Source organism: Allobosea minatitlanensis (genome assembly GCF_964020775.1).
In genome coordinates this window covers 1939157-1962661 of sequence record NZ_OZ224509.1, presented here as the reverse complement: position 1 = coordinate 1962661, position 23505 = coordinate 1939157, and the positions used below count along the sequence as shown (strand labels likewise).

Annotated in this window: 22 protein-coding genes; 19 read left to right on the top strand and 3 right to left on the bottom strand. The window is 66.3% G+C overall.

What is annotated here, in order from left to right; genetic code table 11:
* Positions 1-188: 188 nt before the first annotated feature.
* On the top strand, positions 189-800 hold the full coding sequence (locus ACWH43_RS09675; RefSeq protein WP_377785397.1) for a DUF2239 family protein: 612 nt from the start codon (positions 189-191) through the stop codon (positions 798-800).
* Between the two features lie 4 nt (positions 801-804).
* Positions 805-1290 (top strand): DUF1330 domain-containing protein, encoded by a 486-nt coding sequence (locus ACWH43_RS09670; protein WP_377785398.1) that lies wholly within the window; start codon positions 805-807, stop codon positions 1288-1290.
* Here the strand turns inward: ACWH43_RS09670 and gpt are convergent.
* From gpt to ACWH43_RS09655, 3 genes are all read right to left on the bottom strand, one after another.
* Positions 1281-1790 carry a xanthine phosphoribosyltransferase gene (gene gpt, locus ACWH43_RS09665; protein WP_158446618.1) on the bottom strand — a complete coding sequence of 170 codons (510 nt, stop codon included), beginning with the start codon at positions 1788-1790 and terminating at the stop codon, positions 1281-1283. The two genes, ACWH43_RS09670 and gpt, sit on opposite strands and share 10 nt — an antisense overlap.
* A 114-nt stretch (positions 1791-1904) precedes the next feature.
* Positions 1905-2663, bottom strand: coding sequence for a competence/damage-inducible protein A (locus ACWH43_RS09660; RefSeq protein WP_158446619.1), 759 nt, complete (start codon positions 2661-2663; stop codon positions 1905-1907).
* 97 nt (positions 2664-2760) lie between these two features.
* Positions 2761-3606: an FkbM family methyltransferase gene (locus tag ACWH43_RS09655; protein ID WP_158446620.1), complete on the bottom strand. Its 846-nt coding sequence runs from the start codon at positions 3604-3606 to the stop codon at positions 2761-2763.
* A gap of 141 nt (positions 3607-3747) precedes the next feature.
* On the opposite strand from ACWH43_RS09655, the gene map reads away from it, so the two are divergent.
* The 17 genes from map (at position 3748) to ACWH43_RS09570 (ending at position 23216) form a co-directional block, all read left to right on the top strand.
* Positions 3748-4572, top strand: a complete 825-nt coding sequence (map, locus tag ACWH43_RS09650; RefSeq protein ID WP_158446621.1) for a type I methionyl aminopeptidase — start codon at positions 3748-3750, stop codon at positions 4570-4572.
* Between the two features lie 59 nt (positions 4573-4631).
* The gene (locus ACWH43_RS09645) at positions 4632-5228 is read left to right on the top strand and encodes a JAB domain-containing protein (RefSeq protein ID WP_260347877.1); all 597 of its coding nucleotides are present in this window, start codon (positions 4632-4634) and stop codon (positions 5226-5228) included.
* A 147-nt stretch (positions 5229-5375) separates the two neighbouring features.
* The gene (locus ACWH43_RS09640) at positions 5376-6617 is read left to right on the top strand and encodes a site-specific integrase (protein ID WP_260347843.1); all 1242 of its coding nucleotides are present in this window, start codon (positions 5376-5378) and stop codon (positions 6615-6617) included.
* On the top strand, positions 6617-7975 hold the full coding sequence (locus tag ACWH43_RS09635) for a PDDEXK nuclease domain-containing protein (RefSeq protein WP_260347842.1): 1359 nt from the start codon (positions 6617-6619) through the stop codon (positions 7973-7975). The genes ACWH43_RS09640 and ACWH43_RS09635 overlap by 1 nt, the downstream gene beginning before the upstream one ends.
* Positions 7976-8239, top strand: a complete 264-nt coding sequence (locus ACWH43_RS09630) for a hypothetical protein (protein ID WP_260347841.1) — start codon at positions 7976-7978, stop codon at positions 8237-8239.
* Positions 8240-8430: 191 nt separating this feature from the next.
* Positions 8431-9384: an ArdC family protein gene (locus tag ACWH43_RS09625; protein WP_260347840.1), complete on the top strand. Its 954-nt coding sequence runs from the start codon at positions 8431-8433 to the stop codon at positions 9382-9384.
* Positions 9384-10157, top strand: coding sequence for a hypothetical protein (locus ACWH43_RS09620; protein WP_260347876.1), 774 nt, complete (start codon positions 9384-9386; stop codon positions 10155-10157). The genes ACWH43_RS09625 and ACWH43_RS09620 overlap by 1 nt, the downstream gene beginning before the upstream one ends.
* 132 nt (positions 10158-10289) lie before the next feature.
* Positions 10290-12461, top strand: a complete 2172-nt coding sequence (locus ACWH43_RS09615) for a ParB/RepB/Spo0J family partition protein (protein ID WP_448153447.1) — start codon at positions 10290-10292, stop codon at positions 12459-12461.
* 143 nt (positions 12462-12604) lie between these two features.
* Entirely contained in the window at positions 12605-12865 is a 261-nt protein-coding gene (locus ACWH43_RS09610; RefSeq protein WP_260347875.1) for a DUF6117 family protein, read from the top strand.
* Positions 12862-13164 carry a hypothetical protein gene (locus ACWH43_RS09605; protein ID WP_260347838.1) on the top strand — a complete coding sequence of 101 codons (303 nt, stop codon included), beginning with the start codon at positions 12862-12864 and terminating at the stop codon, positions 13162-13164. The genes ACWH43_RS09610 and ACWH43_RS09605 overlap by 4 nt, the downstream gene beginning before the upstream one ends.
* Before the next feature lie 190 nt (positions 13165-13354).
* Complete coding sequence (locus ACWH43_RS09600) at positions 13355-13717, top strand: ArsR/SmtB family transcription factor (RefSeq protein WP_260347837.1); 363 nt, start codon at positions 13355-13357, stop codon at positions 13715-13717.
* A 7-nt stretch (positions 13718-13724) separates the two neighbouring features.
* Positions 13725-14150, top strand: coding sequence for an arsenate reductase (glutaredoxin) (gene arsC, locus ACWH43_RS09595; RefSeq protein ID WP_260347874.1), 426 nt, complete (start codon positions 13725-13727; stop codon positions 14148-14150).
* 9 nt (positions 14151-14159) lie between these two features.
* Positions 14160-15215: an ACR3 family arsenite efflux transporter gene (gene arsB, locus ACWH43_RS09590; protein ID WP_260347836.1), complete on the top strand. Its 1056-nt coding sequence runs from the start codon at positions 14160-14162 to the stop codon at positions 15213-15215.
* Between the two features lie 24 nt (positions 15216-15239).
* Complete coding sequence (gene chrA / locus ACWH43_RS09585) at positions 15240-16472, top strand: chromate efflux transporter (RefSeq protein WP_260347835.1); 1233 nt, start codon at positions 15240-15242, stop codon at positions 16470-16472.
* Entirely contained in the window at positions 16469-17527 is a 1059-nt protein-coding gene (locus ACWH43_RS09580) for a DMT family transporter (protein ID WP_260347834.1), read from the top strand. The genes chrA and ACWH43_RS09580 overlap by 4 nt, the downstream gene beginning before the upstream one ends.
* A 292-nt stretch (positions 17528-17819) precedes the next feature.
* Entirely contained in the window at positions 17820-22154 is a 4335-nt protein-coding gene (locus ACWH43_RS09575; protein ID WP_260347833.1) for a strawberry notch family protein, read from the top strand.
* Entirely contained in the window at positions 22155-23216 is a 1062-nt protein-coding gene (locus ACWH43_RS09570) for a DUF7146 domain-containing protein (RefSeq protein ID WP_260347832.1), read from the top strand.
* Positions 23217-23505: the final 289 nt, after the last annotated feature.

Here is a 23505-nt window from a genome sequence, read left to right as displayed (position 1 = left end):
CATTGCAGCATTCCTAACCTGCCAGGGCAAGCCCGCCGCATCCGGTTATTTTTACCCGGATCATATTGCCGCGCCGGGCTTGATGCGCTAAAGCCGCGCCGCGAAGCTGCTCCTCGTTCCCGGGCAGGCCCGCCCCGGCGCCGGCCCGGGGGAAAAGCCGGCCCGCCGCCCCTCGTGAAAGACCCGCCATGTCCACCCCCATCACGTCCGACCCTGCGATGCCCGACCCGACCATCCGGACCTGCACCGCTTTTCGCGGCGAGTCCCGGATCGCCGCCGGCCCGCTCGCCGAGGTCGCCCTCGCCGTCAAGGCGGCTCTCGCGGCCGACCCAGAGGCCGCGCTCCTCGTCTTCGACGACGCGACCGGTCGCGTCGTCGATTTCGACCTGCGCGGCACGGCCGAGGAGATCGCGGCGCGGCTGGCGCCGCCGGCCCCCGCTTCTTCCGCCGAGCGCGGCCGCGGCCGGCCGAAGCTCGGCGTCGTGGCGCGCGAGGTGACGCTGCTGCCGCGCCACTGGGACTGGCTCGCCGCGCAGCCGGGCGGCGCCTCGCAGGCGCTGCGCCGCCTCGTCGAGGAGGCGCGCCGCAACGATGGCGAACGCGGCCGGGCGCGCCGGGCGCAGGAGGCGGCCTATGCCTTCATCGCGGCGATGGCCGGGGATCGCGCCGGCTTCGAGGAGGCGTCGCGGGCGCTCTTCGCCGGCGACGCCGCGGGCTTTTCGGCGCATAGCCGGAGCTGGCCCGCCGATATCCGCGCCCATGCCGAAAGCCTCGCGGCCGATGCCCTGCGCAACGGCTGAGACGATGCGGACCTATCTCGAACCGCGCTGGGAGGCGGGCCGCGACCTCGTCCGCCGCGGCCTCTCGGGCACGGTGGTGATGCTCAACCTGCTGCGCCTGCGCCCCGTCGCGGATTACGGGGCGACGCCGGAGCTGGCGCCGGAACGGCCGATCAGCGGCGCGGAAGCCTTCGACCGCTATGTCGCGCACACCCGGCCGCATCTGGAGGCGAGCGGCGGCTCGCTCCTCTTCCTGGCCGAGGGCGGCCCCCTCCTCATCGGGCCGGAGACCGAGCGCTGGGACCGCGTCATGCTGGTGCGGCAGAAATCGGTGCAGGATTTCATCGCCTTCGCGAGCAACCGCGACTATCTCGCGGGGCTCGGCCACCGCATCGCGGCAGTCGCGGATTCGCGGCTGCTGCCCGCTGGTGCCGCATTCCGTGGAGGCCTGACGCCGGCGGCCGCCGCGGCGACCGCGGCCTTCAGCCGCGATGGCCGGGTTCAGCCCTGATGCCCCTTGGCGATCGGCTCGACATAGGAGAGCCCCATATCCCAGGGGAAGTAGATCCAGGTGTCCTGGCTGACCTCGGTGACGAAGGTGTCGACCGTCGGCACGCCGGCCGGCTTGGCGTAGACCGTGGCGAAATGGGCGTTGGGCAGCATCCCGCGCACCACGCGCGCGGTCTTGCCGGTGTCGGTCAGGTCGTCGACGACGAGCACGCCCTTGCCCTTGCCGTCGCCGACCGCCTTGATGCTCGGCGCGATGTCCTTGAGCACCCTCAGCTCGGACTGGTTCTTGTAGTCGTGATAGCTCGCGACGCAGACCGTCTCGATCATCCTGAGGCCGAGCTCGCGGCAGATGATCGCCGCCGGCACCAGCCCCCCGCGGGTGATGCAGACCATCGCCTCGAAGGGGCCTTTCTCCGCCAGCCGCCAGGCGAGCGCGCGCGCGTCGCGATGGAACTGGTCCCAGGAAACCGGGAAGGCCTTGTTCGAGGTCGGTTCGGCCATGGCGGAGCGCTCCGGACTGATCGCGGCGCCAGTTGCGCCAGTTCCAGACCGAAAACCCTATTGCAGGGCCGCTGGCAAGACCCCGCCGCGACACGATCCCCAGCGCCGCCCGGCTTAGCCCGCCTTCCGGCAGGCCTCGATCATCTGCCGGACCGCGTCCATCGCCGCCTCGAGCCGGCGCGGGTCGCGCGACCTCACCACGATGTTGGTGTCCGGCCCGGTCTCGGACCAGAAGGGGTAGGAGCCGATCGAGACGCCGGGATGGGCCTTCGCGACCTCGGCGAGCGGGCCGCCGATATCGCCCTCGCGCAAGCCGGCCCGCACCGTGTCGGAGAGGATCTTGGTGCCGGTTTTCAGCGTCGGCGCCACCACGTCGAGCATCGCCTGCATGATCGCCGGCACGCCGGCCATGACATAGACATTGCCGATGTTGAATCCCGGCGCCTTCGAGACCGAATTGGCGATCAGCTCGGCGCCGGCCGGGATGCGCGTCATCCGCATCCGCGCCTCGTTGAGCTCCTCGGCCGCGAAGCGCTCGCGCATCATCGCGACCGCGCGCGGGTCGTGGTCGATCGACACGCCGAAGGCGGCCGCAACCGCATCGGCGGTGATGTCGTCATGGGTCGGGCCGATGCCGCCGGTGGTGAAGACGTAGGTATAGCGGGCGCGCAAAGCGTTCAGCGCCGCGACGATCTCGTCGGTGACGTCCGGCACGACCCGGACCTCGCGCAGCTCGATGCCGATATTGGTCAGGTATTCGGCGATGTAGCCGATGTTCTTGTCCTTGGTCCGCCCGGACAGGATCTCGTCGCCGATGACGAGGATGGCCGCGGTCACGATGACCTGGGGCTGGCTGCTCTGGCTTGCGGACATGGGGAGGCTCCTGACCTGACGGATCAAAGAGCTAGGATGTCGCGGCGCTTTGCTCAAGCAGGCGCGATTGCGCGCCGGCCATGCCGGCCTTGCGCGCTCAGGCGGGCTCGCGCTCGAACAGCATGTTCATGCGGGTCTGCCGCAGCAGGCGGTAGCCGCTGCGCTTGAGCAGCCCGGCGAGGTCGCTCTGCCAGCGCTGGCGCGAATCCTCGATGACGATGAAGCCGGGCCAGAGCGCGGGCGGCGCATCGCGCAGGAAGGGCTCCAGGATCAGGTCCTCCGCGCCCTCGACGTCGAGCTTGATCGCGTCGATCCGCTCGTAACCCTCGCCCTGCACGAGCGCGAGCAGCGTCATCGCCGGCACCTTCACCGGGCTCGCCGTCGCGGAGTTCAGCATGCGCACGCTCGATTCGCCGCGATTGGCCGGGTCGATGAACAGCGTCAGCTCGCCGGGCTTGTCGGCCAGCGCGCAGGCCACCGCCTTGACCGTGCCGAAGGGATTCTGCGCGATGTTGTAGGAGAGCCGGGCGAAGACGTCCGGCTGCGGCTCGACCGCCAGGATGCGCGCCCTGCGCCCCGCCCGCGCCGCGACGAACAGCGAATAGGCGCCGATATTCGCGCCGACATCGATGAAGGTGAAGCCGTCCCGCATCCGCGAGGCCAGCATCTCGCGCTCGACCGGGTCGAAATATTGCGGCGTGAACAGCACCCGCTTCTCGCAGACATTGCCGTCCGGATAGAGCCGCATCCGGGCGCCCAGCGCCTCGATGTCGACCGGCGTGCCCTCGAGCGAGCGCAGGCCAATCCGGCGCAGCGCATAGGCGCTCTTGCGGCCGAGGAAATTGTCCGGGGCCGCGCGCGTGCGGCTGATGATGCGCGCCAGAAAGGGCTTCGGCGCGAAGGCGCCGAAGGGCTGCTCTTCCGCCGGGGAGGGATCGGTCATGGCCATTGCGGCAGCCTGATACACCCTGCGGCAACGCAACACCAGACCATCCGCAGGCCATCGACGCGCGGCGGACCCCGCTTCCGGCTTGTCTCGGCCGCCAAACGCAATAGATATGGGGCGAGGAGTTTCCCGCGCACGATGACATTCGAAGACACCATCGGCCGCACGCGTCCGCGCGAGCCCGCCATCAAGATTCACGGGGCCGAGGCCTTCGCCGCCATGCACAAGGCCGGCCGGCTCACGGCCGCGGGCCTCGACATGCTCGGCGCCTATGTCAAGCCCGGCGTCACCACGCAGCGGCTCGACGACCTCGCCTTCCAGTTCGCCATGGACAACGGCGCCTATCCGGCGACCCTGTTCTACCGCGGCTACACCAAGTCGATCTGCACCTCGATCAACCATGTCGTCTGCCACGGCATCCCGGACGACAAGCCGCTGCGCGAGGGCGACATCCTCAATATCGACTACACGCTGATCCTCGACGGCTGGCACGGCGATTCCAGCCGCATGTACGGCGTCGGCGAGATCTCGCGGAAGGCCGAGCGGCTGATCGAGATCACCTATGAGAGCCTGCAGCGCGGCCTCAAGGCCGTGCGGGCCGGCGCCACCACCGGCGATATCGGCTTCGCGATCCAGCGCTACGCCGAATCCGAGCGCTGCTCGGTGGTCCGCGACTTCTGCGGCCACGGCATCGGCCAGCTCTTCCACGACGCGCCGAACATCCTGCATTACGGCAGCCCCGGCGAGGGCGTGCCGCTCAAGCCCGGCATGGTCTTCACCATCGAGCCGATGATCAATCTCGGCAAGCCCGGGGTGAAGGTGCTCTCCGACGGCTGGACGGCCGTGACCCGCGACCGCTCGCTCTCGGCCCAGTTCGAGCACCAGATCGGCGTCACCGAGACGGGCTGCGAGATCTTCACGCTCTCGCCCGCCGGCCTCGACAACCCGCTCGCCGCGAAATGAGCGCGGTTTCGGGCAAGGGATCGCGCAAGGCGCCCTCGCCCGCCGGCTTGCTCTCCGACATGGCGGCCCACCGGCCGGAAGACCCGCGCCCGCATTACCACGGCCATCGCGACCGCCTGCGCGCCCGCTTCCAGGAGGCGGGCGCCGACGCCCTGCCCGATTACGAATTGCTGGAGCTCTTGCTTTTCCGCGCGATCCCCCGGCGCGACGTCAAGCCGCTCGCCAAGGCGCTGATCCAGCGCTTCGGCTCCTTCGCCGAGGTGCTCGCCGCGCCGGTCTCCCGGCTGAGCGAGGTCAAGGGCGTCAGCGACGCCGTCGCGCTCGACCTCAAGATCGTCGAGGCGGCGCTGACGCGCATGGCCAGGGGCGCGCTCTCGAAGCGCCCGGTGCTGTCCTCCTGGTCCTCGGTGCTGGATTATTGCCGCATGGCGATGGCCTTCGCCGAGCGCGAGCAGTTCCGCATCCTCTTCCTCGACAGGAAGAACGCGCTGATCGCCGACGAGGTTCAGCAGACCGGCACCGTCGACCACACCCCGGTCTACCCGCGCGAGGTGATGCGCCGGGCGCTGGAGCTCTCGGCCTCGGCGATCATCCTGGTCCACAACCATCCCACTTGGCCCTTTTTGATCACGATGGATCACGCTCAAGCATCGTAAAACACTGGCTTTTTTTGGGTTGTCGCAGGGGCGGATACCATGGCATAGTGGGGGCGGTTTTAAGGGGATCGGAGCCCTTTTTGACCCCAGTTGCCGGCACCACAAACCCGTCTGGCGACCCCACCAAAAAGCCGATGGAGAACCCCAGTGCCGAGCCTTACAGATGGAGAAATACGCCGCGCCCTGAAGCAGGTTGAGCAGACCCAAAAACAGCTAAGCCTCGTTGACGGCGAAGGACACGGCACCGGCCGCCTGGTCCTCGTCATGAAGCCGATGCCTACCCGTGTGACTGCGGACTGGATGGCGCAGCAATGGCGCGATCAGAAGCGGATCAAGAAGAAGCTCGGCTCATATCCGGCGATGCCGCTCAGCAAGGCGCGAGAAGTGTACAACCGCGATTTCGCGGGGATGATTCAGAAGGGCCGCAGCATCAAGATCGCCGGAGACACCCGCCCCGGTACGGTCGCTGACCTGTTCGAAGCCTATGTCGCGGCCCTCAAGGAGGCCGGAAAGCCATCTTGGAAAGAAGCCGAAAAGGGCCTCAACAAAATCGCCGATACGCTCGGGCGCAACCGCCCGGCACGCGACATCGAACCGGAAGAGATCACGGCGATCATTCGCCCGATCTATGAGCGTGGGAAGCGGTCAATGGCCGACCATGTGCGATCCTACATTCGATCCGCATATAGCTGGGGTCTTAAATCCGAGCATGACTACCGCTCGACCGCAGCGCGCCGCTTTCGGCTCGTTTACAATCCGGCGGCGGGCATTCCGACAGAGCCCAAGAACGTCGGCACACGCTGGCTGGACGAAGATGAGTTCCTCCGGCTCTATCGGTGGCTGGAATGCCCCGACACGCCGGTCCACCCGCCCTATGCCCGTGCCGTCAGGATTCTCCTGTTGACCGGCCAGCGCGTCGAGGAGATCGCGCGTCTGCATGTCGATCAGTGGGACGCCAAGGAGCGGATCATCGACTGGTCCAAGACCAAGAACGGTAAACCCCACGCCATTCCTGTGCCCAAGATCGCGGCGGATCTCATCGAAGAGATAAAGCCCAACGAGCATGGCTGGTTTTTCCCATCGGCCAAAGACCCGTCAAAGCCCGTCAGCCACGGAACGCTCTACTCTTTTATGTGGCGCCAGCGCGAACGTGAGGTCATCCCTGTGGTGACGAACCGCGACCTTCGGCGCACATGGAAAACGCTTGCCGGCAAGGCCGGGCTCTCAAAGGAAATACGCGACAGGATTCAAAACCATACGCTTCAGGACGTCAGCTCGAAACATTATGATCGCTGGAACTACATGGCCGAGAAGCGCGCGGGCATGGCGAAGTGGGACAAGTTCGTCCGCGCCATGCTGGCGAAGAAGCGCCTGAAGGCGGCAGCTTGATGACGCGGCCGCCCAAATCCCCCGCCCCGCGTCGCGCCGGGACAGCCGCGCCGGCCGCCGACATCGACCCGCAAAGCTATGCTGCGTTCGTCGGCGACCTGAAGCAGAGGATCATCGAAGCCCGGCACCGCGCCAGCCTGTCGGTCAACCGCGAGATGATCCTGCTCTACTGGACCATTGGGCGGGATATTCTCACCCGGCAGGTGCGTGAGGGTTGGGGCGCCAAGGTCGTCGACCGGCTCGCCGGGGATCTCCGTCAGGCGTTCCCCGAAATGACCGGGCTTTCGTCCCGAAACCTCAAATATATGCGGGCCTTGGCCGATGCCTGGCCCGATCCCGAAATTGTGCAACGGATCGTTGCACAATTACCGTGGGGCCATAACGTCAGCCTGCTCGATACCGTAAAGGCGCCAGAAGAACGCGCCTGGTATGCCCGGCAGGCCATCGAGCATGGCTGGACGCGGCCCGTCCTTGTCCATCAGATCGAGAGCAATTTGTTCGCCCGCCAAGGCAGCGCGCTAACCAATTTCTCACGAACCTTGCCGGCCGCGCAATCCGAACTTGCCCAACAGCTTCTCAAAGACCCCTACACCTTCGACTTCCTCTCGCTCGGCCCGGACATGCTGGAGCGCGATCTCGAACGCGGGTTGATCGAACATCTGCGCGCGCTGATCCTCGAACTCGGCAAGGGTTTCGCCTTCGTCGGGAGCCAGTATCATCTCGAAGTGGGCGGTCAGGATTATTACCTCGACCTGCTTTTCTATCACCTCCGTCTGCGCTGCTTCGTGGTGATCGAACTGAAGATCGAAGACTTCAAGCCCGAGTTCGCGGGCAAGATGAATTTCTACCTCTCGGCCGTCGACGACCAGCTCCGTCACCCGGACGATCAGCCGACCATCGGCATCATTCTCTGCAAAGGCCGCAACGAGGTGATCGTCGAATACACCTTGCGCGACACCAGCAAGCCGATGGGCGTCGCGCAATACCGCCTCTCGCCGGTCCTGCCGCCACAGCTTCAACGCGACCTGCCGACCGTTGAGGAACTGGCGCGCGAATTTCCGCTCATGTCCGTGGTCAAGCTCCGCATCGAGATCGAGCGGACCTTGAGGGATTTCATGATCGACAATGGCGGCACGCCGGAACGACCGGCCGGTATCACCGAGATGGTGAGCGCCCTGCAGAAGCGCAGGGTCGCGCCCGCCAGCACGAAACCGTTCCTCGCTTCGCTCCGCGTCATGCTGGAAGCCTCGCATGGTGTCGATGTGGACGGGACAAGCGCGCAGCGCGCGATCGATGTCGGCACGACGTTCCTGGCGGAACTGAGGGAGCTGCGGGCACATAGCGGAAAGGACGGCTGAATGTTCCGTCGTCTCGCCGCCTGGATCGAGAAGCGCAGACAAATCCGCCAACGCTGGCAGCAGGACGCGCGGGCGATGATCGTGAAGCACGGCCATCACGCCTATTATGAAGCGCAGCGGCTCGCCGCACGCTGTCGTGCCCAGGGGAACGGGTCCGAGTTCTGGCATTGGGCCAAGGTTGCCTCGGAGGTCGCGCGCCTGTCGCCTGATGCGGAAATGGACATGAAGGTGGTGCAGGCCATCGCCGATGAGGAAATGCGATAGCTTCGGCATCATGATGAAATGGTGGTGGGGGAAAGCCTTCCCCCTGGCCGGCGCCAAGGTCGCCGGCACACCCCCTTCTGCGGGAGATTCCCCCGCAACACCCCCTTTTAGAGTGAGAGTGCGGACGGGTTTTGTCGTGACGGGTTGAGGGCTGGGAGAGAGGCTTCCGGCGCCCGTCGCGGAGAACCGCGATGTCCAGACATGAACGCACCCCTCGGACCGGCACCGACCGAGCGAACCTCTATGACGAAATCACCGGCAAGATCATCGCCGAGCTGGAGGCCGGCCGCGTACCGTGGGTCCAGCCCTGGGGCACCTCGGCGGCTAAGGCGCCGCTCGGCCTGCCGCGCAACGCCACGACCTCCCGTTGCTATAGCGGCATCAATGTCCTGATCCTCTGGGGGGCCGTCATCGAGCACGGCTTTCCCGGCCAGGGCTGGCTCACCTTCCGCCAGGCGCTGTCGCTTGGCGGCCATGTTCGCAAGGGTGAGCGCGGCACCACCGTCGTCTATGCCGACCGCTTCACGCCGGAGGACGAGAAGCGCCGCGCCTTCGAGGCAGGCGAGGAAGCCCACGCGATCCCGTTCCTGAAGCGCTTCACGGTGTTCAACACGGCGCAATGCGACGGCCTGCCCGACGACATCGAGGCGGCTGCGCCCCCGCCGCCGCCCGGCATGATCGAGCCCCAGGTCGAGGCGCTCATCAAGGCGACCGGCATCGACTTCCGCATCGGCGGCAACCGGGCATTCTACGTCCCGTCGCTCGACTATGTTCAGGTGCCGCCGCCGGCCGCCTATTACGAGCCGATCAACTGGCACCGGACGGCGCTGCACGAACTCGGTCACGCCAGCGGCGCAGAGCACCGGCTGAACCGAAATCTTTCCGGCTCCTTCGGCTCGAAGCTCTATTCGGTCGAGGAAATCACGGCCGAGCTGATCTCGGCCTTCTGCTGCGCCTCGCTCGGCATCGTCCCGACCGTGCGCCATGCCGACTATATCGGTTCGTGGCTGGAGGTGCTGCGCGAGGACAACCGCGCAATCGTCCGGGCCGCCTCGCAAGCGAGCAAGGCGGCGGACTGGCTCCTGTCTTTCGCGCCGGGCGCCGAGCGCCTTCCCGACACCAACGATATGCGGAGGGCCGCGTGATGCGCTTCCGCCCTGGGCATCGCCCCGAACCATATCGGGACACGTCGCGCAAACGCGCGGCGTTCCACCGCAAGCAGCGCCTCGAACGCGAGGCCCTGCCGCTCTTCGCCGAGGACATCGCCGCCACCCAGCATGGCGTCGACGAGGAAATGGCTCGCCGCACCATCTGGTGGGACGAGTATGAACGCGATCGCCGCGATCAACGCGCGGCCTGGTGGCGCAAAGGCCGTGCCCGGCTCTTTGCGCTGCCCGATCCCTTGCGCGCCCGCGTCCGCGAAATCTGGCGGACCTGCCCATATCCCGCCGATCCGGCGAGCTTCGCCGATTTCCTGCATCAGATCGCCGTCGGCAAGCTCGATCCCGAACGGCCGCCATGGGTCTTCCATCAGGCGCGCTCGGCCCGCATCACCCGCAATCCGTCGAGCTTCCACGACGCCTTCCGCCAGATCGGCAAGCGAAAGGTCACAGGCGGCCCGAACAGAGCCGACAGCGACGAGCGGCTGTTCTGCGGCAATCTCGGGTCGGGCATCCTGTTTCTGAACGAACGGGTGCATCCCATTGATCGCTCGGCGGGTTTCTACGCCGTGTCCGACCATCGCCTGCGCGATTCCCATCTTCGCCATGCCGATCATCGCGTTGAGATCGAAGTGCGCGGCGAATGCTCGGATGCCGACGTCGCGCTGATCGAGCGGCTGGCGCAGGCCGGCGAGACGCGGCCCGTCACCGTCCAGCGGATCGTTCCTGTCACGATCGCCGGAGGTACCCGGCCATGAGGCGCGGGCGTGGCGCTCTCCCGCTCGGCGTCCCGCCAGCCGCACCGCCGATAGAGGGAGAGAGGGGATGAGATTTCATGACGGGTTAGGTTCGAGAGAGAGGCTCTCGGCGCCCGTCGTGGAGTAAAGACCATGGCCAAAGCTGCCCGCAAGAAGAACCCCGCCGTCGCGATGATCGAGTTTTCCCGCACGCGCGACATTCCGTTCAACCGCATCCGGCTGTCGGACAGCAATGTCCGCGAGATCGACGTCGAACAGGGCCTCGACGAGCTGACCCAGGACATCGACCGCCGCGAAGACCTCGTGATGGGCCTCAATGTCCGCGCCGTCCTCGACGATGCCGGCGCCGAGACCGGCGACTTCGAGACCCCGGCCGGCGGCCGGCGCTACCGCGCCATCGCCCGCCTGGTCGCGGCGGGCCGCTTCGCCGAAGACGGTCTCATTCCCTGCCTCGTGAAGAAGGCCAATGCGAAGACCTCGGCCGTCGACGATTCCTATGCCGAGAACGTCATCCGGCTGGCGCTGCATCCGCTCGACCAGTTCAAGGCGTTCAAGCGCATGGTCGATGGCGGCATGTCGAAGGAGGAAGTCGCCGACGCCTATCGCACCACGCCGCGCTATATCGCCCAGCGGCTGCGCCTTGCCCGCGTCGCGCAGCCCCTCATGGACGCCTATGCGCGCACCGAGATGACGCTGGCGATGCTGGAGGCGTTCACCGTCAATCCCGATCATGCCCGTCAGGAGCAGGTCTGGGAGGCGATCCAGCGTTCACACAACCGCCAGCCCTGGTATATCCGCGATCTCCTGACCGAGACGACGGTTCCGACCGACGACAAGCGCGCGCAGTTCGTCGGCGTCGAAACCTATGAACAGGCCGGCGGCGTGATGCTGCGCGATCTCTTCTCCGACGAAGACGAAGGCTGGCTGGAAAATCCCGAGATGCTCGACCGGCTGGTCTCCGACAAGCTGAAGGGCATCGCCGATGACGTCGCGGCCGAGGGCTGGAAGTGGATCGAGGTCGATACCGATCTGCCCTACGGCCACGATCGCGGCCTTCGCGTCCTCAACGCCACGTTCCCCGATCTGACCGAAGAGGAACGCGCTACCCGCGAGGCGCTGGGCGAGGAATATGAGCGGCTCGAGGCGGAACACGCCGACTATGACGAGCTGCCCGACGACATCGATGCGCGCCTCGGCGAGATCGAGGCCGCGCTGAGCGCCTTCGAGAATCGTCCGGCGATCTATGACGCCGATGAGATCGCGCGCGCGGGCGTCTTCATCAGCATCGACCGCGCCGGCCAGCTCGTCGTCGCTCGCGGCTATGTCCGTCCCGAGGACGAGGCGCCCGTCACCGTCGACGGTGAGGATGATGCCGGCGATGGCGAGCGTGATGCCGAAGGCGGTGCGGTCGCGACCCAGGCGAGCGTCCAGCGCGCCGTCATCACCATCGGCGGCGAGCCGGTGGACGCGGAGGACGACGAGGACGACGCGATCAAGCCGCTCCCCGAACGGCTGGTGATCGAGCTGACCGCCCATCGCACGCTGGCGCTCCACGATGCGCTCGCCAACAACCCGCATGTCGCGATGACGGCGCTCCTGCACCGCCTGGTCATGCAGCGCTATCACTACTCGGCGCCGACCGGCTGCTTGGAGGTCTCCGTGCGACAGCGGCATCTCGGCGTGCAGGGCAGCGATCTCGGCGACACGCCCTCGGCCAAGGCCATCGACGAACGCTTCGACGCCTGGAAGGCCAACGTTCCCTCGGACGAAGGCGCGCTCTGGGACTGGATCGCCGCGCTCGACGATACGAGCCGGATGGCGCTGCTCGCCCATTGCGTCAGCTACGGCGTCAACGCCCTCTACGAGCGGCCGAACCCCCACAGCGGTTCCGGCGTCTCGCAGTTCGGCCTTGATTGTCGCCTGTCGGGTGCTGATCGCATCGCCCGCGCCACCGGCTTCGACATGGTGATGGACGGCGGCTGGAGGCCGACGGTCGATAACTATCTCGGCCGCGTCACCAAGCCCCGCATCCTCGAAGCCGTTCGCGAAGGCGCTGGCGAGCGCGCCGCCCAGCTCATCAGCCATCTGAAGAAGGGCGACATGGCGAAGGAGGCCGAGCGCCTGCTGGCCGAAACCGGCTGGCTGCCCGAGCCGTTGCGCCTGGTCGAACTCGACGGTGACGTCGCGGACGCGGACGATGCCGGTGATGGCGATGCCCTGCCGGACTTCCTGGTAGGCGATGGCGACGACGACGAAGCCACCGAGACCGAAGACGAGCAAGTCGTTCTCGTCGCGGCCGAATGATCGAAACGGCGGGGAGCGGCGTCGGTCGCTTCCCGCCGCCATTCATGGAGATGACCATGCCTGACCCTCATCCTGCCCACGCCGGCCGGGTCGTTTTTCAGTATCTCGTTCCGGTCCACGTCGAGGTCGAAGACGGCCTCGTTATCCCCGATCATGCCCGCACGAATTTCAACACCCTGCTGCGCGCGGCAGGCGACGGCAATCTGGCCCTCATGGAGTGCCTCGATGCCGCTTCCGGCGAACGGCGTTATGTCCTCTGCGCGGTCGGCCGCGACGGTGGCGATGTCATCATGACGCCATTCGGACATCTCGCCGACGGCAATCCCTATGACGCCTATCTCCCGCCGGACCCCGATGATCCGGCAGGCTTCCTCACAGCCGAACAATGCCGGGGCACGGCATGATGACCGTCGATGAGATATTCGCCGAGGACGGGCGCAATTCTCCCGCCGAACGCTCGCTTCCGTGGGAGGAAAGCCGCAACGGCACTGTCGTCGTCGTGGAGCCGAAGCCGCATTGGGCGTCCGACATGGTGGCGTTCCGACTGACCGATCGAGCTTGGTGCTACTATGCCGACTGGTGCGCGAACGGCTCCGGCGCGCGTTTCTTTGATCATCCCGAAACCCGCGGCGACGACGTGATGATGAAGGCGCGGGCCATGATCTCCCGCGAACTCGCGGACGGCCTATGGGCGGCTAGATAGTGGGCCGGGACGGGTCCGGGCAGTGAAGGGAGAGCCGGTCAGGTTTTCCCATTCCGCTCTCTGGAGACGTTTCCCATGTCCACCGATACCCTCGCAAAACCGGCCGCCAGCGGAACGACCTTCTATCTGGCATAACCCGAACTTTTAGCATATTACTTATATCAATGAGTCTTGAAGTATTGAGATGATAATGCACGAAAAGCAGGCCCTCGGCGCCTTCGCGGCGCTGTCGCAGGAAACAAGGCTGCGCATCGTTCGTCTTCTGGTGACGGCTGGACCCGAAGGCATGTCCGCCGGCGCGATTGGCGAAGCGATGGATAGCGCCTCGTCGTCGCGCATGTCTTTTCATCTGAGCCATCTCGAGCAGGCCGGGCTTGTCGAGTCCCGCCGCGAAGGGCGGTCGATCATCTACAGCGCTGTCCTTACGGCCCTTTCCGGCCTTGTCGAATTCCTCATGCGCGACTGCTGCCAAGGCCACCCCGAGGTGTGCCATCCGGCCATGGCCGCACTGTCCTCCTGCTGCGAACCCACGAAAGGCTCTATCCGTGGCTGACACCTTCATGGACGTCATCATCTATCACAACCCCGATTGCGGCACCTCGCGCAACACGCTGGCGCTGATCCGCAACGCCGGTGTCGAGCCGCATGTCGTCGAATATCTCAAGACGCCGCCGTCGCGCACGATGCTGACGCAGCTCGTCCAGCGCATGGGCATTTCCGTTCGCGCGCTGCTTCGTGAGAAAGGCACGCCCTATGCGGAACTCGGGCTTGGCGATCCCGCGTTGACCGACGGCCAGCTTCTCGACGCCATGATGGCGCACCCGGTCCTCATCAACCGGCCTATCGTCGTCAGCCCGAAGGGTGTTCGGCTCTGCCGCCCTTCGGAAGACGTTCTCGACCTGCTGCCACCGCAGCGAGGCGAGTTCATCAAGGAAGACGGCGAGCGTGTGGTGGACGAGCGCGGCCGCCGCGTAGCGACGGCGTGAGGAAAATCCATGTCCACCTTTGAACGCTATCTGACCATTTGGGTCGCACTCTGCATCGTTGCCGGCATTGCGCTCGGCCATGTCATGCCCGGCGTGTTTCAGGCCATCGGCGCGGCGGAAATCGCCAAGGTCAATCTGCCGGTGGCCGTGCTGATCTGGCTGATGGTCATTCCGATGCTCTTGAAGATCGATTTCGCCGCGCTCGGCGAGGTCGGCCGCCACTGGCGCGGCATCGGCGTGACGTTGTTCGTCAATTGGGCGGTGAAGCCATTTTCCATGGCGCTGCTCGGCTGGCTGTTCATCGGTTGGCTGTTCCGGCCGCTGCTGCCCGCCGAACAGATCGACTCCTATATCGCCGGCCTCATCATCCTAGCCGCCGCGCCTTGCACAGCGATGGTGTTCGTCTGGTCCAATCTGACCAAGGGCGAGCCGCATTTCACGTTGAGCCAGGTCGCGCTCAACGATGCGATCATGGTGGTGGCCTTCGCGCCGATCGTCGGCCTGTTGCTCGGCCTGTCGGCGATCACCGTGCCATGGGGCACGCTGCTCTTGTCGGTCGTGCTCTATATCGTGATTCCGGTGATCGTCGCGCAGATCGCGCGCCGCCGCCTGCTGGCGACCGGCGGGCAAGCCGCGCTCGACCGGCTGCTGGCGAAGCTCGGGCCGGTCTCACTCGTTTCGCTGCTGGCGACGTTGATGCTGCTGTTCGGCTTCCAGGGCGAACAGATCATCGCGCAGCCGATAGTCATCGCGCTGCTCGCTGTGCCGATCCTGATCCAGGTCTATTTCAACTCGGGGCTAGCCTATCTGCTCAATCGGGTCTCCGGCGAACAGCATTGCGTTGCCGGCCCCTCGGCGCTGATCGGCGCGTCCAACTTCTTCGAGCTGGCGGTTGCCGCCGCCATCAGCCTGTTCGGCTTCCATTCGGGCGCGGCGCTCGCCACCGTCGTCGGTGTGCTGATCGAAGTCCCGGTCATGCTTTCAGTCGTCTGGATCGTGAACCGCTCTAAGGGTTGGTACGAGAGCGGTAGCAAGACTGCTGCCATCGCAGAGGTGAATCGCTGATGACGATCCCATTTGGAGTTTGCGATGAGCGCGCACGATGAATCCGACCGGACCATTGCCCCTGCCGAAGGCTCCGTTCTCGAAGTCTTCTTCGCTTTCCTGAAGCTCGGCCTGACGTCCTTTGGCGGTCCGATTGCGCATCTCGGCTACTATCGGGACGAGTTGGTGGTCCGTCGCAAATGGATCGACGAGGCCGGCTATGCCGATCTGGTTGCGCTCTGCCAGTTTCTGCCGGGGCCGGCGTCGAGCCAGGTCGCGTTTTCGCTCGGCGTGCTGCGCGTCGATGGGCTGATCGGCGGTCTCGCCGCATCGCTTGCGTTCACGCTGCCGTCGGCGATCATCCTGTTCGCCTTCGCGCTTGGCGCGGCCGCGTTCACCGGACCTCTCGCGGAAGGCTTCCTCCATGGCCTGAAACTGGTTGCCGTCGCCGTCGTCGCACAGGCGATCTGGGGCATGGCAAAAAGCCTGACGCCGGACAAGCCACGTGCGGCGATCGCACTCGTCGCCATCGGCATCGCGGTCTTCGCCTCCGGGTCACTCGGGCAGATCGCCGCGATCGCGGGCGGCGCAATCCTCGGACTCTGGTTCTGTCGCGGCAACGGCGCGGCCGTCACCGGCCAGCTGAGCTTTCCGGTCTCGCGGAGAGGTGGCGCAATCTCTCTGGCCATTTTTGCTGCGCTGTTCGTGATCCCTCCGTTTCTTGCCAGCGCCTCTGGTCATCAGGCGATTGCGTTGTTCGATGCCTTCTATCGTTCCGGAGCGCTCGTGTTCGGTGGCGGCCATGTGGTCCTGCCGCTCCTGCAAGCGGAAGTCGTGACGCCTGGATGGGTGAGCAATGAATCCTTTCTCGCCGGGTACGGTTTGGCGCAAACGGTTCCGGGGCCTCTCTTCACCCTCGCCGCCTATCTCGGCGCGGTGATGGGACCGGAGCCGAATGGCCTCGCCGGAGCGGGCATCGCGCTCATCGGCATCTTTCTGCCGGGTCTGCTGCTAGTCTATGGGATGCTGCCATATTGGGACGCGCTGCGGCTGCGTCCGGCGGCTCAGGCGGCGATGCGTGGCGCGAACGCTGCCGTGGTCGGTATTCTTGGCGCGGCGCTCTACAATCCTGTCTGGACAAGCGCCGTGCTTTCCCCGCGCGATTTTGCTCTGGCGCTGGCTGGCTTTCTCCTCCTCACGGTCTGGAAGTCGCCGCCATGGATCGTGGTCGTGCTGCTCGCCGTCGCTGGTCTCGTTTTTGGCGGGGTGTTGAGATGAACCGTATCGGCATCGTTCTGGCTCTTCTGTCGGCCATCTTGTTCGGGGCCAGCACGCCATTTGCCAAGCTCATGCTTGGATCGGTCGATCCTTGGATGATGGCGGGTTTGCTCTATCTCTGCGCCGGTCTCGGCCTTGCCGTCATCCACGGATCGCGTACGGTCCTGCAACTGCCCGCCGTCGAAGCGCCGTTGCGGCGTGCCGACATGCCATGGCTCGCCTTGGTCATCCTGGCCGGAGGGCTGCTCGGGCCGCTGTTGCTGATGTTTGGATTGACCCGGACAGACGCGGCGACGGCCTCGCTCCTGCTTAATCTCGAAGGGCTCGCTACGATGGGCATCGCCTGGCTCGTGTTCAGCGAGAATGTCGATCGACGGCTGCTCCTGGGTGCTTTTGCCATTCTCATGGGCGCGGTCGTTCTGTCCTGGCAGGGACAGGCGTCATTGCAATGGGGTGCGATCCTGATCGCTGGCGCCTGCGTCTGCTGGGGGATCGACAACAATCTCACCCGCAAACTGTCCTCGGCCGATCCCGTGCAGATCGCCATGTTCAAGGGGCTGGTTGCCGGCACCATCAACCTCATCATAGCGACCCTCAACGGCAGCGCCCTTCCGCCGGCAGGCATCGTCGTGGCTGCCGGCGTGATCGGTCTGCTGGGCTATGGCGTCAGCCTCGCGCTGTTCATCCTCGCTCTCCGTCACCTCGGGACCGCGCGGACAGGCGCCTATTTCTCTCTGGCCCCATTTGTTGGTGCGGTGCTGGCTGTCCTGATTTTGGGAGAGCCGATTTCGGTGACGCTCCTCATCGCCGGAGGTCTGATGGGCTTCGGCCTATGGCTGCATCTGTCCGAGCGGCACGATCATGACCACGTTCATGAAGCGATGGAGCATGAACATCGGCACAGTCACGACGAGCATCATCAACATGAGCATGGTCCGGGCGATCCGGCCGGCGAACCGCATAGCCATTGGCATCGGCATGCCCCCCTGGTGCATCGCCATCCGCACTATCCCGATCTGCATCATCGCCACGATCACGGACATGCTCGCTCGTGAGACGGCCGAAGCAGATCCCCGATCCTTACGCTGAAAGGCGGATAAGTCGCTCTCGTCGCGGCCAAGTGACCGAAATGGCGCGGAGCGACCGCAAGCCGCCCTCCGCTGCGCTTTCATGGAGGTGATCGATACATGCGCCTCGCCATCTGGTGGAGCGCTTTTTTCGGGATGGCCACAGTCTTTACCCCAAGGCACTGAGAGATAGAGAGCGGCCGGGACGGGTTTGAGCCCGTCCGGTCCGAGAGAGAGCGCCGGCGGGCTTGCCCGTTTCCGCTCTCCCGAGGATTTCCCGATGAACGCTCTGCTTCCCCTTGCCGATACGCTGCCGGCGACGCCGCTCGCAGCGCCCGGCGATGCCGCCGTCGCCGTCCACGCGGCCGCTCTGTTGATCCTGCCACATCTCGAACGCGGCGCGCGTGTCGATGCCGTCGCCCTGCGCGGGGCGATGGAAACGGCGTTCGGCGGTTCGGACACCACCGGCCTCTGGGACTGGAAAACCGCCTATGAGGCGTGCGAGGTCGCCACCGTCCTGTTCCTGCGCAAATACGGAAAGGCGCTTTTCCGCAAAGCCGGTTCTCCGGTCGCAGCACTCCCGCTGCTCGGCAAGATCGTCGGGCTTCTGCCGACCCATACCCGCCGCTCGCAGGAGAGCCAGGCGCTCCAGCAATTCTCGACACCGATCCCGCTTGGCCTGGTCGCCACGACTGCCGCCGCGATCACGACCGCCGACCGCGTGCTGGAACCCTCGGCAGGGACCGGCCTGTTGGCGATCCTCGCGGAAATCGCCGGCGGCTCGCTCGTGCTGAACGAGCTGGCCGACACGCGCGCCGCGCTTCTTTCCTCTCTCTTTCCGACCATTCCCGTCACCCGCTTCGACGCGGCCCAGATCGACGATCATCTCGACGCCGCCACCGTTCCGTCTGTCGTGCTCATGAACCCGCCGTTCTCGGCCATGGTCCATGTCGAGGGCCGCGTGGCCGACGCCGCGTTCCGCCATGTCGCCTCCGCGCTCGCGCGCCTGGCTCCGGGCGGCCGCCTCGTTGCGATCACCGGCTCGAACTTCGGCCCGGAAGCTCCGGCCTGGACCGACGCCTTCGTCCGTCTGCAGGAGCGCGGCCGCGTCGTCTTCTCCGCCGGGATCGACGGCAGCGTTTACGCCAAGCATGGCACGACCTTCGCCACGCGGCTCACCGTCATCGACAAGCTGCCCGCCGATGATCCCACGGTCTTCCCGGTCTCGCCGGGCACCGCGCCGGATGCCGCGACCCTTATGGACTGGATCGGCGCATATCTTTCGCCGCGCCTGCCGGTCGATCCCTCCGTCATCGTTCCAACCGCGGCACCCGCCGCCGCGCGCAGCGTGCGCGGCTATCTCAACCGTGCCGCCAGGATCGCGCCCGCCGCTGTCGCGGCCGAGCCGGAAGGCGTCGCGCTCGCCTATGAGATCGTCGACACGCTGCCCGAAGCCGGAACCACCGACGATGGCCGTATCTCCGACGCCATCTATGAAGAATACGGATTGCAGGCGATCCGTATTTCCGGCTCTCAGGCTCACCCGACCAAGCTGGTGCAGTCGGCGGCGATGGCGTCCGTCGCGCCGCCGAAGCCGAGCTATTACCCGCATCTCCCCGCCAACATCCGCGATCTCCTGTCCGACGCCCAGCTCGAAACGCTGGTCTATGCGGGCGAAGCCCATTCGGACTATCTCGCCGGTTCGTGGACGGTGGACGAGACGTTCGATCTCGTCTCGGCCGCGCGCGACGATGCCGAGAAGGCCGTGCGCTTCCGGCGCGGCTTCTTCATCGGCGACGGCACCGGCGTCGGCAAGGGCCGCCAGTCCGCCGCGATCATCCTCGACAACTGGCTTCAGGGCCGGCGCAAGGCGGTCTGGATCTCCAAATCCGACAAGCTGCTGGAGGACGCCCAACGCGACTGGAGCGCGCTCGGCATGGAGCGCCTGCTTGTCACGCCACTGTCACGCTTCCCGCAAGGGCGGTCGATCACGCTGCCCGAAGGCGTCCTATTTACAACCTACGCCACGCTACGGGGCGACGACCGCGGCGAGCGGGTTTCCAGGGTCAAGCAGATCGTCGAATGGTTGGGCTCCGATTTCGATGGAGCCATCATTTTCGACGAGGCGCACGCGATGCAGAATGCCGCCGGAGGTAAGGGTGAACGCGGCGACGTCGCCGCCTCGCAGCAGGGCCGCGCCGGGCTTCGCCTCCAGCACGCGCTCCCGAACGCCCGCATCACCTACGTCTCGGCGACCGGCGCCACCTCCGTCCACAATCTCGCCTATGCCCAGCGGCTCGGCCTCTGGGGCGGCGAGGATTTCCCGTTCTCGACCAGGGCCGAGTTTGTCGAGGCGATCGAAGCCGGCGGCGTCGCGGCGATGGAGGTGCTGGCGCGCGACCTTCGGGCGCTCGGCCTCTATACCGCCCGCTCGCTCTCCTTCGACGGCGTGGAATACGAGCTGGTCGAGCACGCGCTGACGCCCGAGCAGACCCGCATCTACGACGCCTATGCCGGGGCCTTCGCCATCATCCATAACAATCTCGACGCGGCGATGGAGGCCGCCAACATCACCGGATCGTCCGGCACACTGAACAAGCAGGCGAAGTCCGCCGCCCGCTCGGCCTTCGAGTCCGCCAAGCAGCGCTTCTTCGGCCATCTGCTCACGTCGATGAAAACGCCGACCTTGATCCGGTCGATCACCGCCGATCTGGAAGCCGGTCATTCCGCCGTGATCCAGATCGTCTCGACCGGTGAGGCGCTGACGGAGCGGCGTCTGGCCGACATCCCGACAGAGGAATGGAACGATATTCGGGCGGACATCACGCCGCGCGAATATGTCCTGTCCTACCTCGAAACCAGCTTCCCGGTTCAGCTCTACGAGCCGTTCACCGACAGCGACGGCAAGGTCTCGTCGCGCCCGGTCATGCGTGACGGCCAGCCGGTCGAATGCCGCGAGGCCGTCGCCCGCCGCACCGCGCTGATCGAGAAGCTGGCGAGCCTGCCGGCCGTCCCCGGCGCGCTCGACCAGATCGTTCAGCACTTCGGCACCGACATAGTGGCCGAAGTGACGGGCCGCTCGCGCCGGATCGTCCGCAAGGGCCAGCGGCTCGTGGTAGAGAACCGTGCGGCTTCGGCCAACCTCGCCGAAACGCAGGCGTTCATGGACGACGACAAGCGCGTCCTGATCTTCTCCGACGCAGGCGGCACGGGACGCAGCTACCACGCCGAGCTGTCGGCGCGGAACACGCGCCTGCGTGTCCATTACCTCCTCGAACCCGGCTGGAAGGCCGACGCCGCCATCCAGGGCCTCGGCCGCACGCACCGCACCAACCAGGCGCAGCCGCCGCTCTTCCGACCGATCGCGACGGACGTGAAGGCCGAGAAGCGCTTCCTCTCGACCATCGCCCGCCGCCTCGACACGCTCGGCGCCATCACGCGGGGCCAGCGCCAGACGGGCGGGCAAGGTCTGTTCCGCCCCGAAGACAATCTGGAAAGCCCCTATGCGCGCGATGCGCTGCGCCAGCTCTACATGCTGCTGGTGCGCGGCAAGGTCGAGGGCTGCTCGCTCGACCGCTTCGAGTCAGCCACCGGCCTGAAGCTGATGGATTCGACCGGGATCAAGGACGATCTGCCGCCGATCACCACCTTCCTCAATCGGCTGCTGGCGCTCACTATCGAGCTTCAGGGCGTCCTCTTCACCGCCTTCGAGCAACTGCTGACGGCGCGCATCGAGGGCGCCATCACCAGCGGAACCTATGACGCCGGGCTGGAGACGCTGACCGCCGAGCGGTTCACCGTCACCGACCGCAAGACCATCTACGTCCATCCGGGCACCGGCGCCGAGACGCGGTTGCTCACCATCACGCAGCGCGAGCGCAATCGTCCGCTGACCCTGGACGCAGCACTCGGCCATCTCGATGACCGGCGCGCGAAGCTCCTCGTCAACGAGCGTTCCGGCCGGGCCGCCGTGCAGGTGCCGACCACCAGCATCATGCTCGATGATGGCGAGATCGAGCGCCGCGTGCGCCTGCTGCGCCCGATGGAGGGGCATAACATTCCCCTCAAGACCATGGCCGAAACGCACTGGATCGAGGCCGATCAGGATGCGTTCGCCGCCGCCTGGAGAGCCGAGATCGCCGAGGTGCCGGAGTTTGCCGACAGCACGATCCATGTCGTCACCGGCTTGCTGCTCCCCATCTGGAAACGCCTGCCGAATGAATCGACGCGCGTGTATCGCCTCCAGACCGATGACGGTGAGCGCATCATCGGCCGCAAGGTCTCTCCGGCCTGGGCCGCCAACGCGACCACGACCGGCACGATCGCGCTCACGCCCGATGACGCCTTCATGGCGCTGACGGACGGTCGCACGATCCTCGATCTCGCCGAGGGCCTTCAGCTTCGGCGCGCTCGCGTCATGGGCGCGAACCGCATCGAACTCTCCGGCTTCACCGACACCATGCGCGAGCGGCTCACCGTCTATGGCCTGTTCCACGAAATCATCTCGTGGAAGCTGCGCATGTTCGTGCCGGTCGACGCCAATGGGCCGATCGTGCTCGCAAAGCTGCTCGAACGCTGGCCTGTCGAGCGCATCGGTGAGCGGGAGGCGGCGTAAATGGCTCGCCTCGCAGCTTCCGAACTGGCGATCCGTCTCGGCCGACACGCCGAGGCGGTTTGCCGTCATTATCTGTCGTCCGGCCACCGAGCCGGACGATACTGGCAGGTCGGCGACGTCCGCAACACGCCGGGCCGGTCGATGTTCGTGCGGCTGGCCGGGCCGGAAACCGGCAAGGGCGCAGCCGGCAAATGGACGGATTCCGCAACTGGCGAGCATGGCGATCTTCTCGACGTCATCCGCGAAAGCTGCGGGCTGATCGACTTCAAGGACATTGCCGACGAGGCGCGGTCCTTCCTGGCCTTGCCGCATCCCGAACCCGAACACGGTGATCGTGGCTGGCGACCGGCATCGGTGCCGGCAGGATCGCCCGAAGCCTCGCGACGGCTCCTTGCCATGGCGAAGCCCATCGGCCGGACGCTCGTGGAAACGTATTTGCACAATCGCGCCATTACGGCTTTGCACGAAACCGGAGCCTTGCGCTTCCACCCCCGCTGCTACTATCGGGCCGACGAGAACGCGCCGACCGAGACCTGGCCGGCGATGATCGCTGCCGTCACCGACCCCGCCGGCGCCATTGCGGGCGCGCACCGCACCTGGCTCGATCCCGGCGGCTTCACCGAGGCGCGTCTTGGCCGTGCGCCGATCGAGACGCCCCGGCGTGCGATGGGTGATCTCCTGGGAAACGCCGTCCGCTTCGGCATGGGCAGCGAGGTGATGTCGGCCGGCGAAGGCATCGAAACGGTGCTGTCCGTCCGCACGGTTCTGCCCGCTATGCCGTCTCTGGCGGCGCTCTCGGCGGCCCATCTCAGCGCCATCCTGTTCCCGACGACGCTGCGGCGGCTTTACATCGCCCGCGACAACGATCCGGCCGGCGACGGTGCGATGGCGACCCTGACGGAGCGTGCGAGCGCGGTCGGGATCGAGGCGGTCGTGCTCACGCCACGGCTCGGTGACTTCAACGAAGATCTCAGGTTCCTCGGCCACGACGCACTGGCGGCACGGCTGCGGGACCAGATCGTCTCGCAGGACATAGCACGCTTCATGGTGCTGGCGGCCTGATCGGTCACGGTCAGGTGCAGCGGCAACGCGGTATCGTGGGGCCGGTTCAGCCATGGCGATCTGCCTCCGGCGCGGAGAGGCCACACCCACGGCCTTCTGAGAGGGCGATCGGGGCGTCAGGCGGGCCGGACAGGCAATGCCGGTTGCCAACGATTTTCCGCCGCGCCCCAAGGGGCGCTTTGCATCGCGAGGCAAAATCGCCGGCCCCCGTCATCCTCCTCTGCGTTCCGGCCTCCCGCTGCGCGTCCGGTGCAGGTCCGTCCCGCCCGCCGCCTTTCGTCGCCACGAA

Excerpts from the sequence above, each read along its gene's own strand:
- ACWH43_RS09675 (WP_377785397.1), top strand. The coding sequence starts at position 189 with ATGTCCACCCCCATCACGTCCGACCCTGCGATGCCCGACCCGACCATC.
- ACWH43_RS09670 (WP_377785398.1), top strand. The coding sequence starts at position 805 with ATGCGGACCTATCTCGAACCGCGCTGGGAGGCGGGCCGCGACCTCGTC.
- gpt (WP_158446618.1), bottom strand. The coding sequence starts at position 1,790 with ATGGCCGAACCGACCTCGAACAAGGCCTTCCCGGTTTCCTGGGACCAG.
- ACWH43_RS09660 (WP_158446619.1), bottom strand. The coding sequence starts at position 2,663 with ATGTCCGCAAGCCAGAGCAGCCAGCCCCAGGTCATCGTGACCGCGGCC.
- ACWH43_RS09655 (WP_158446620.1), bottom strand. The coding sequence starts at position 3,606 with ATGACCGATCCCTCCCCGGCGGAAGAGCAGCCCTTCGGCGCCTTCGCG.
- map (WP_158446621.1), top strand. The coding sequence starts at position 3,748 with ATGACATTCGAAGACACCATCGGCCGCACGCGTCCGCGCGAGCCCGCC.
- ACWH43_RS09645 (WP_260347877.1), top strand. The coding sequence starts at position 4,632 with ATGGCGGCCCACCGGCCGGAAGACCCGCGCCCGCATTACCACGGCCAT.
- ACWH43_RS09635 (WP_260347842.1), top strand. The coding sequence starts at position 6,617 with ATGACGCGGCCGCCCAAATCCCCCGCCCCGCGTCGCGCCGGGACAGCC.
- ACWH43_RS09630 (WP_260347841.1), top strand. The coding sequence starts at position 7,976 with ATGTTCCGTCGTCTCGCCGCCTGGATCGAGAAGCGCAGACAAATCCGC.
- ACWH43_RS09625 (WP_260347840.1), top strand. The coding sequence starts at position 8,431 with ATGTCCAGACATGAACGCACCCCTCGGACCGGCACCGACCGAGCGAAC.
- ACWH43_RS09620 (WP_260347876.1), top strand. The coding sequence starts at position 9,384 with ATGCGCTTCCGCCCTGGGCATCGCCCCGAACCATATCGGGACACGTCG.
- ACWH43_RS09615 (WP_448153447.1), top strand. The coding sequence starts at position 10,290 with ATGGCCAAAGCTGCCCGCAAGAAGAACCCCGCCGTCGCGATGATCGAG.
- ACWH43_RS09605 (WP_260347838.1), top strand. The coding sequence starts at position 12,862 with ATGATGACCGTCGATGAGATATTCGCCGAGGACGGGCGCAATTCTCCC.
- ACWH43_RS09600 (WP_260347837.1), top strand. The coding sequence starts at position 13,355 with ATGCACGAAAAGCAGGCCCTCGGCGCCTTCGCGGCGCTGTCGCAGGAA.
- arsC (WP_260347874.1), top strand. The coding sequence starts at position 13,725 with ATGGACGTCATCATCTATCACAACCCCGATTGCGGCACCTCGCGCAAC.
- arsB (WP_260347836.1), top strand. The coding sequence starts at position 14,160 with ATGTCCACCTTTGAACGCTATCTGACCATTTGGGTCGCACTCTGCATC.
- chrA (WP_260347835.1), top strand. The coding sequence starts at position 15,240 with ATGAGCGCGCACGATGAATCCGACCGGACCATTGCCCCTGCCGAAGGC.
- ACWH43_RS09580 (WP_260347834.1), top strand. The coding sequence starts at position 16,469 with ATGAACCGTATCGGCATCGTTCTGGCTCTTCTGTCGGCCATCTTGTTC.
- ACWH43_RS09575 (WP_260347833.1), top strand. The coding sequence starts at position 17,820 with ATGAACGCTCTGCTTCCCCTTGCCGATACGCTGCCGGCGACGCCGCTC.
- ACWH43_RS09570 (WP_260347832.1), top strand. The coding sequence starts at position 22,155 with ATGGCTCGCCTCGCAGCTTCCGAACTGGCGATCCGTCTCGGCCGACAC.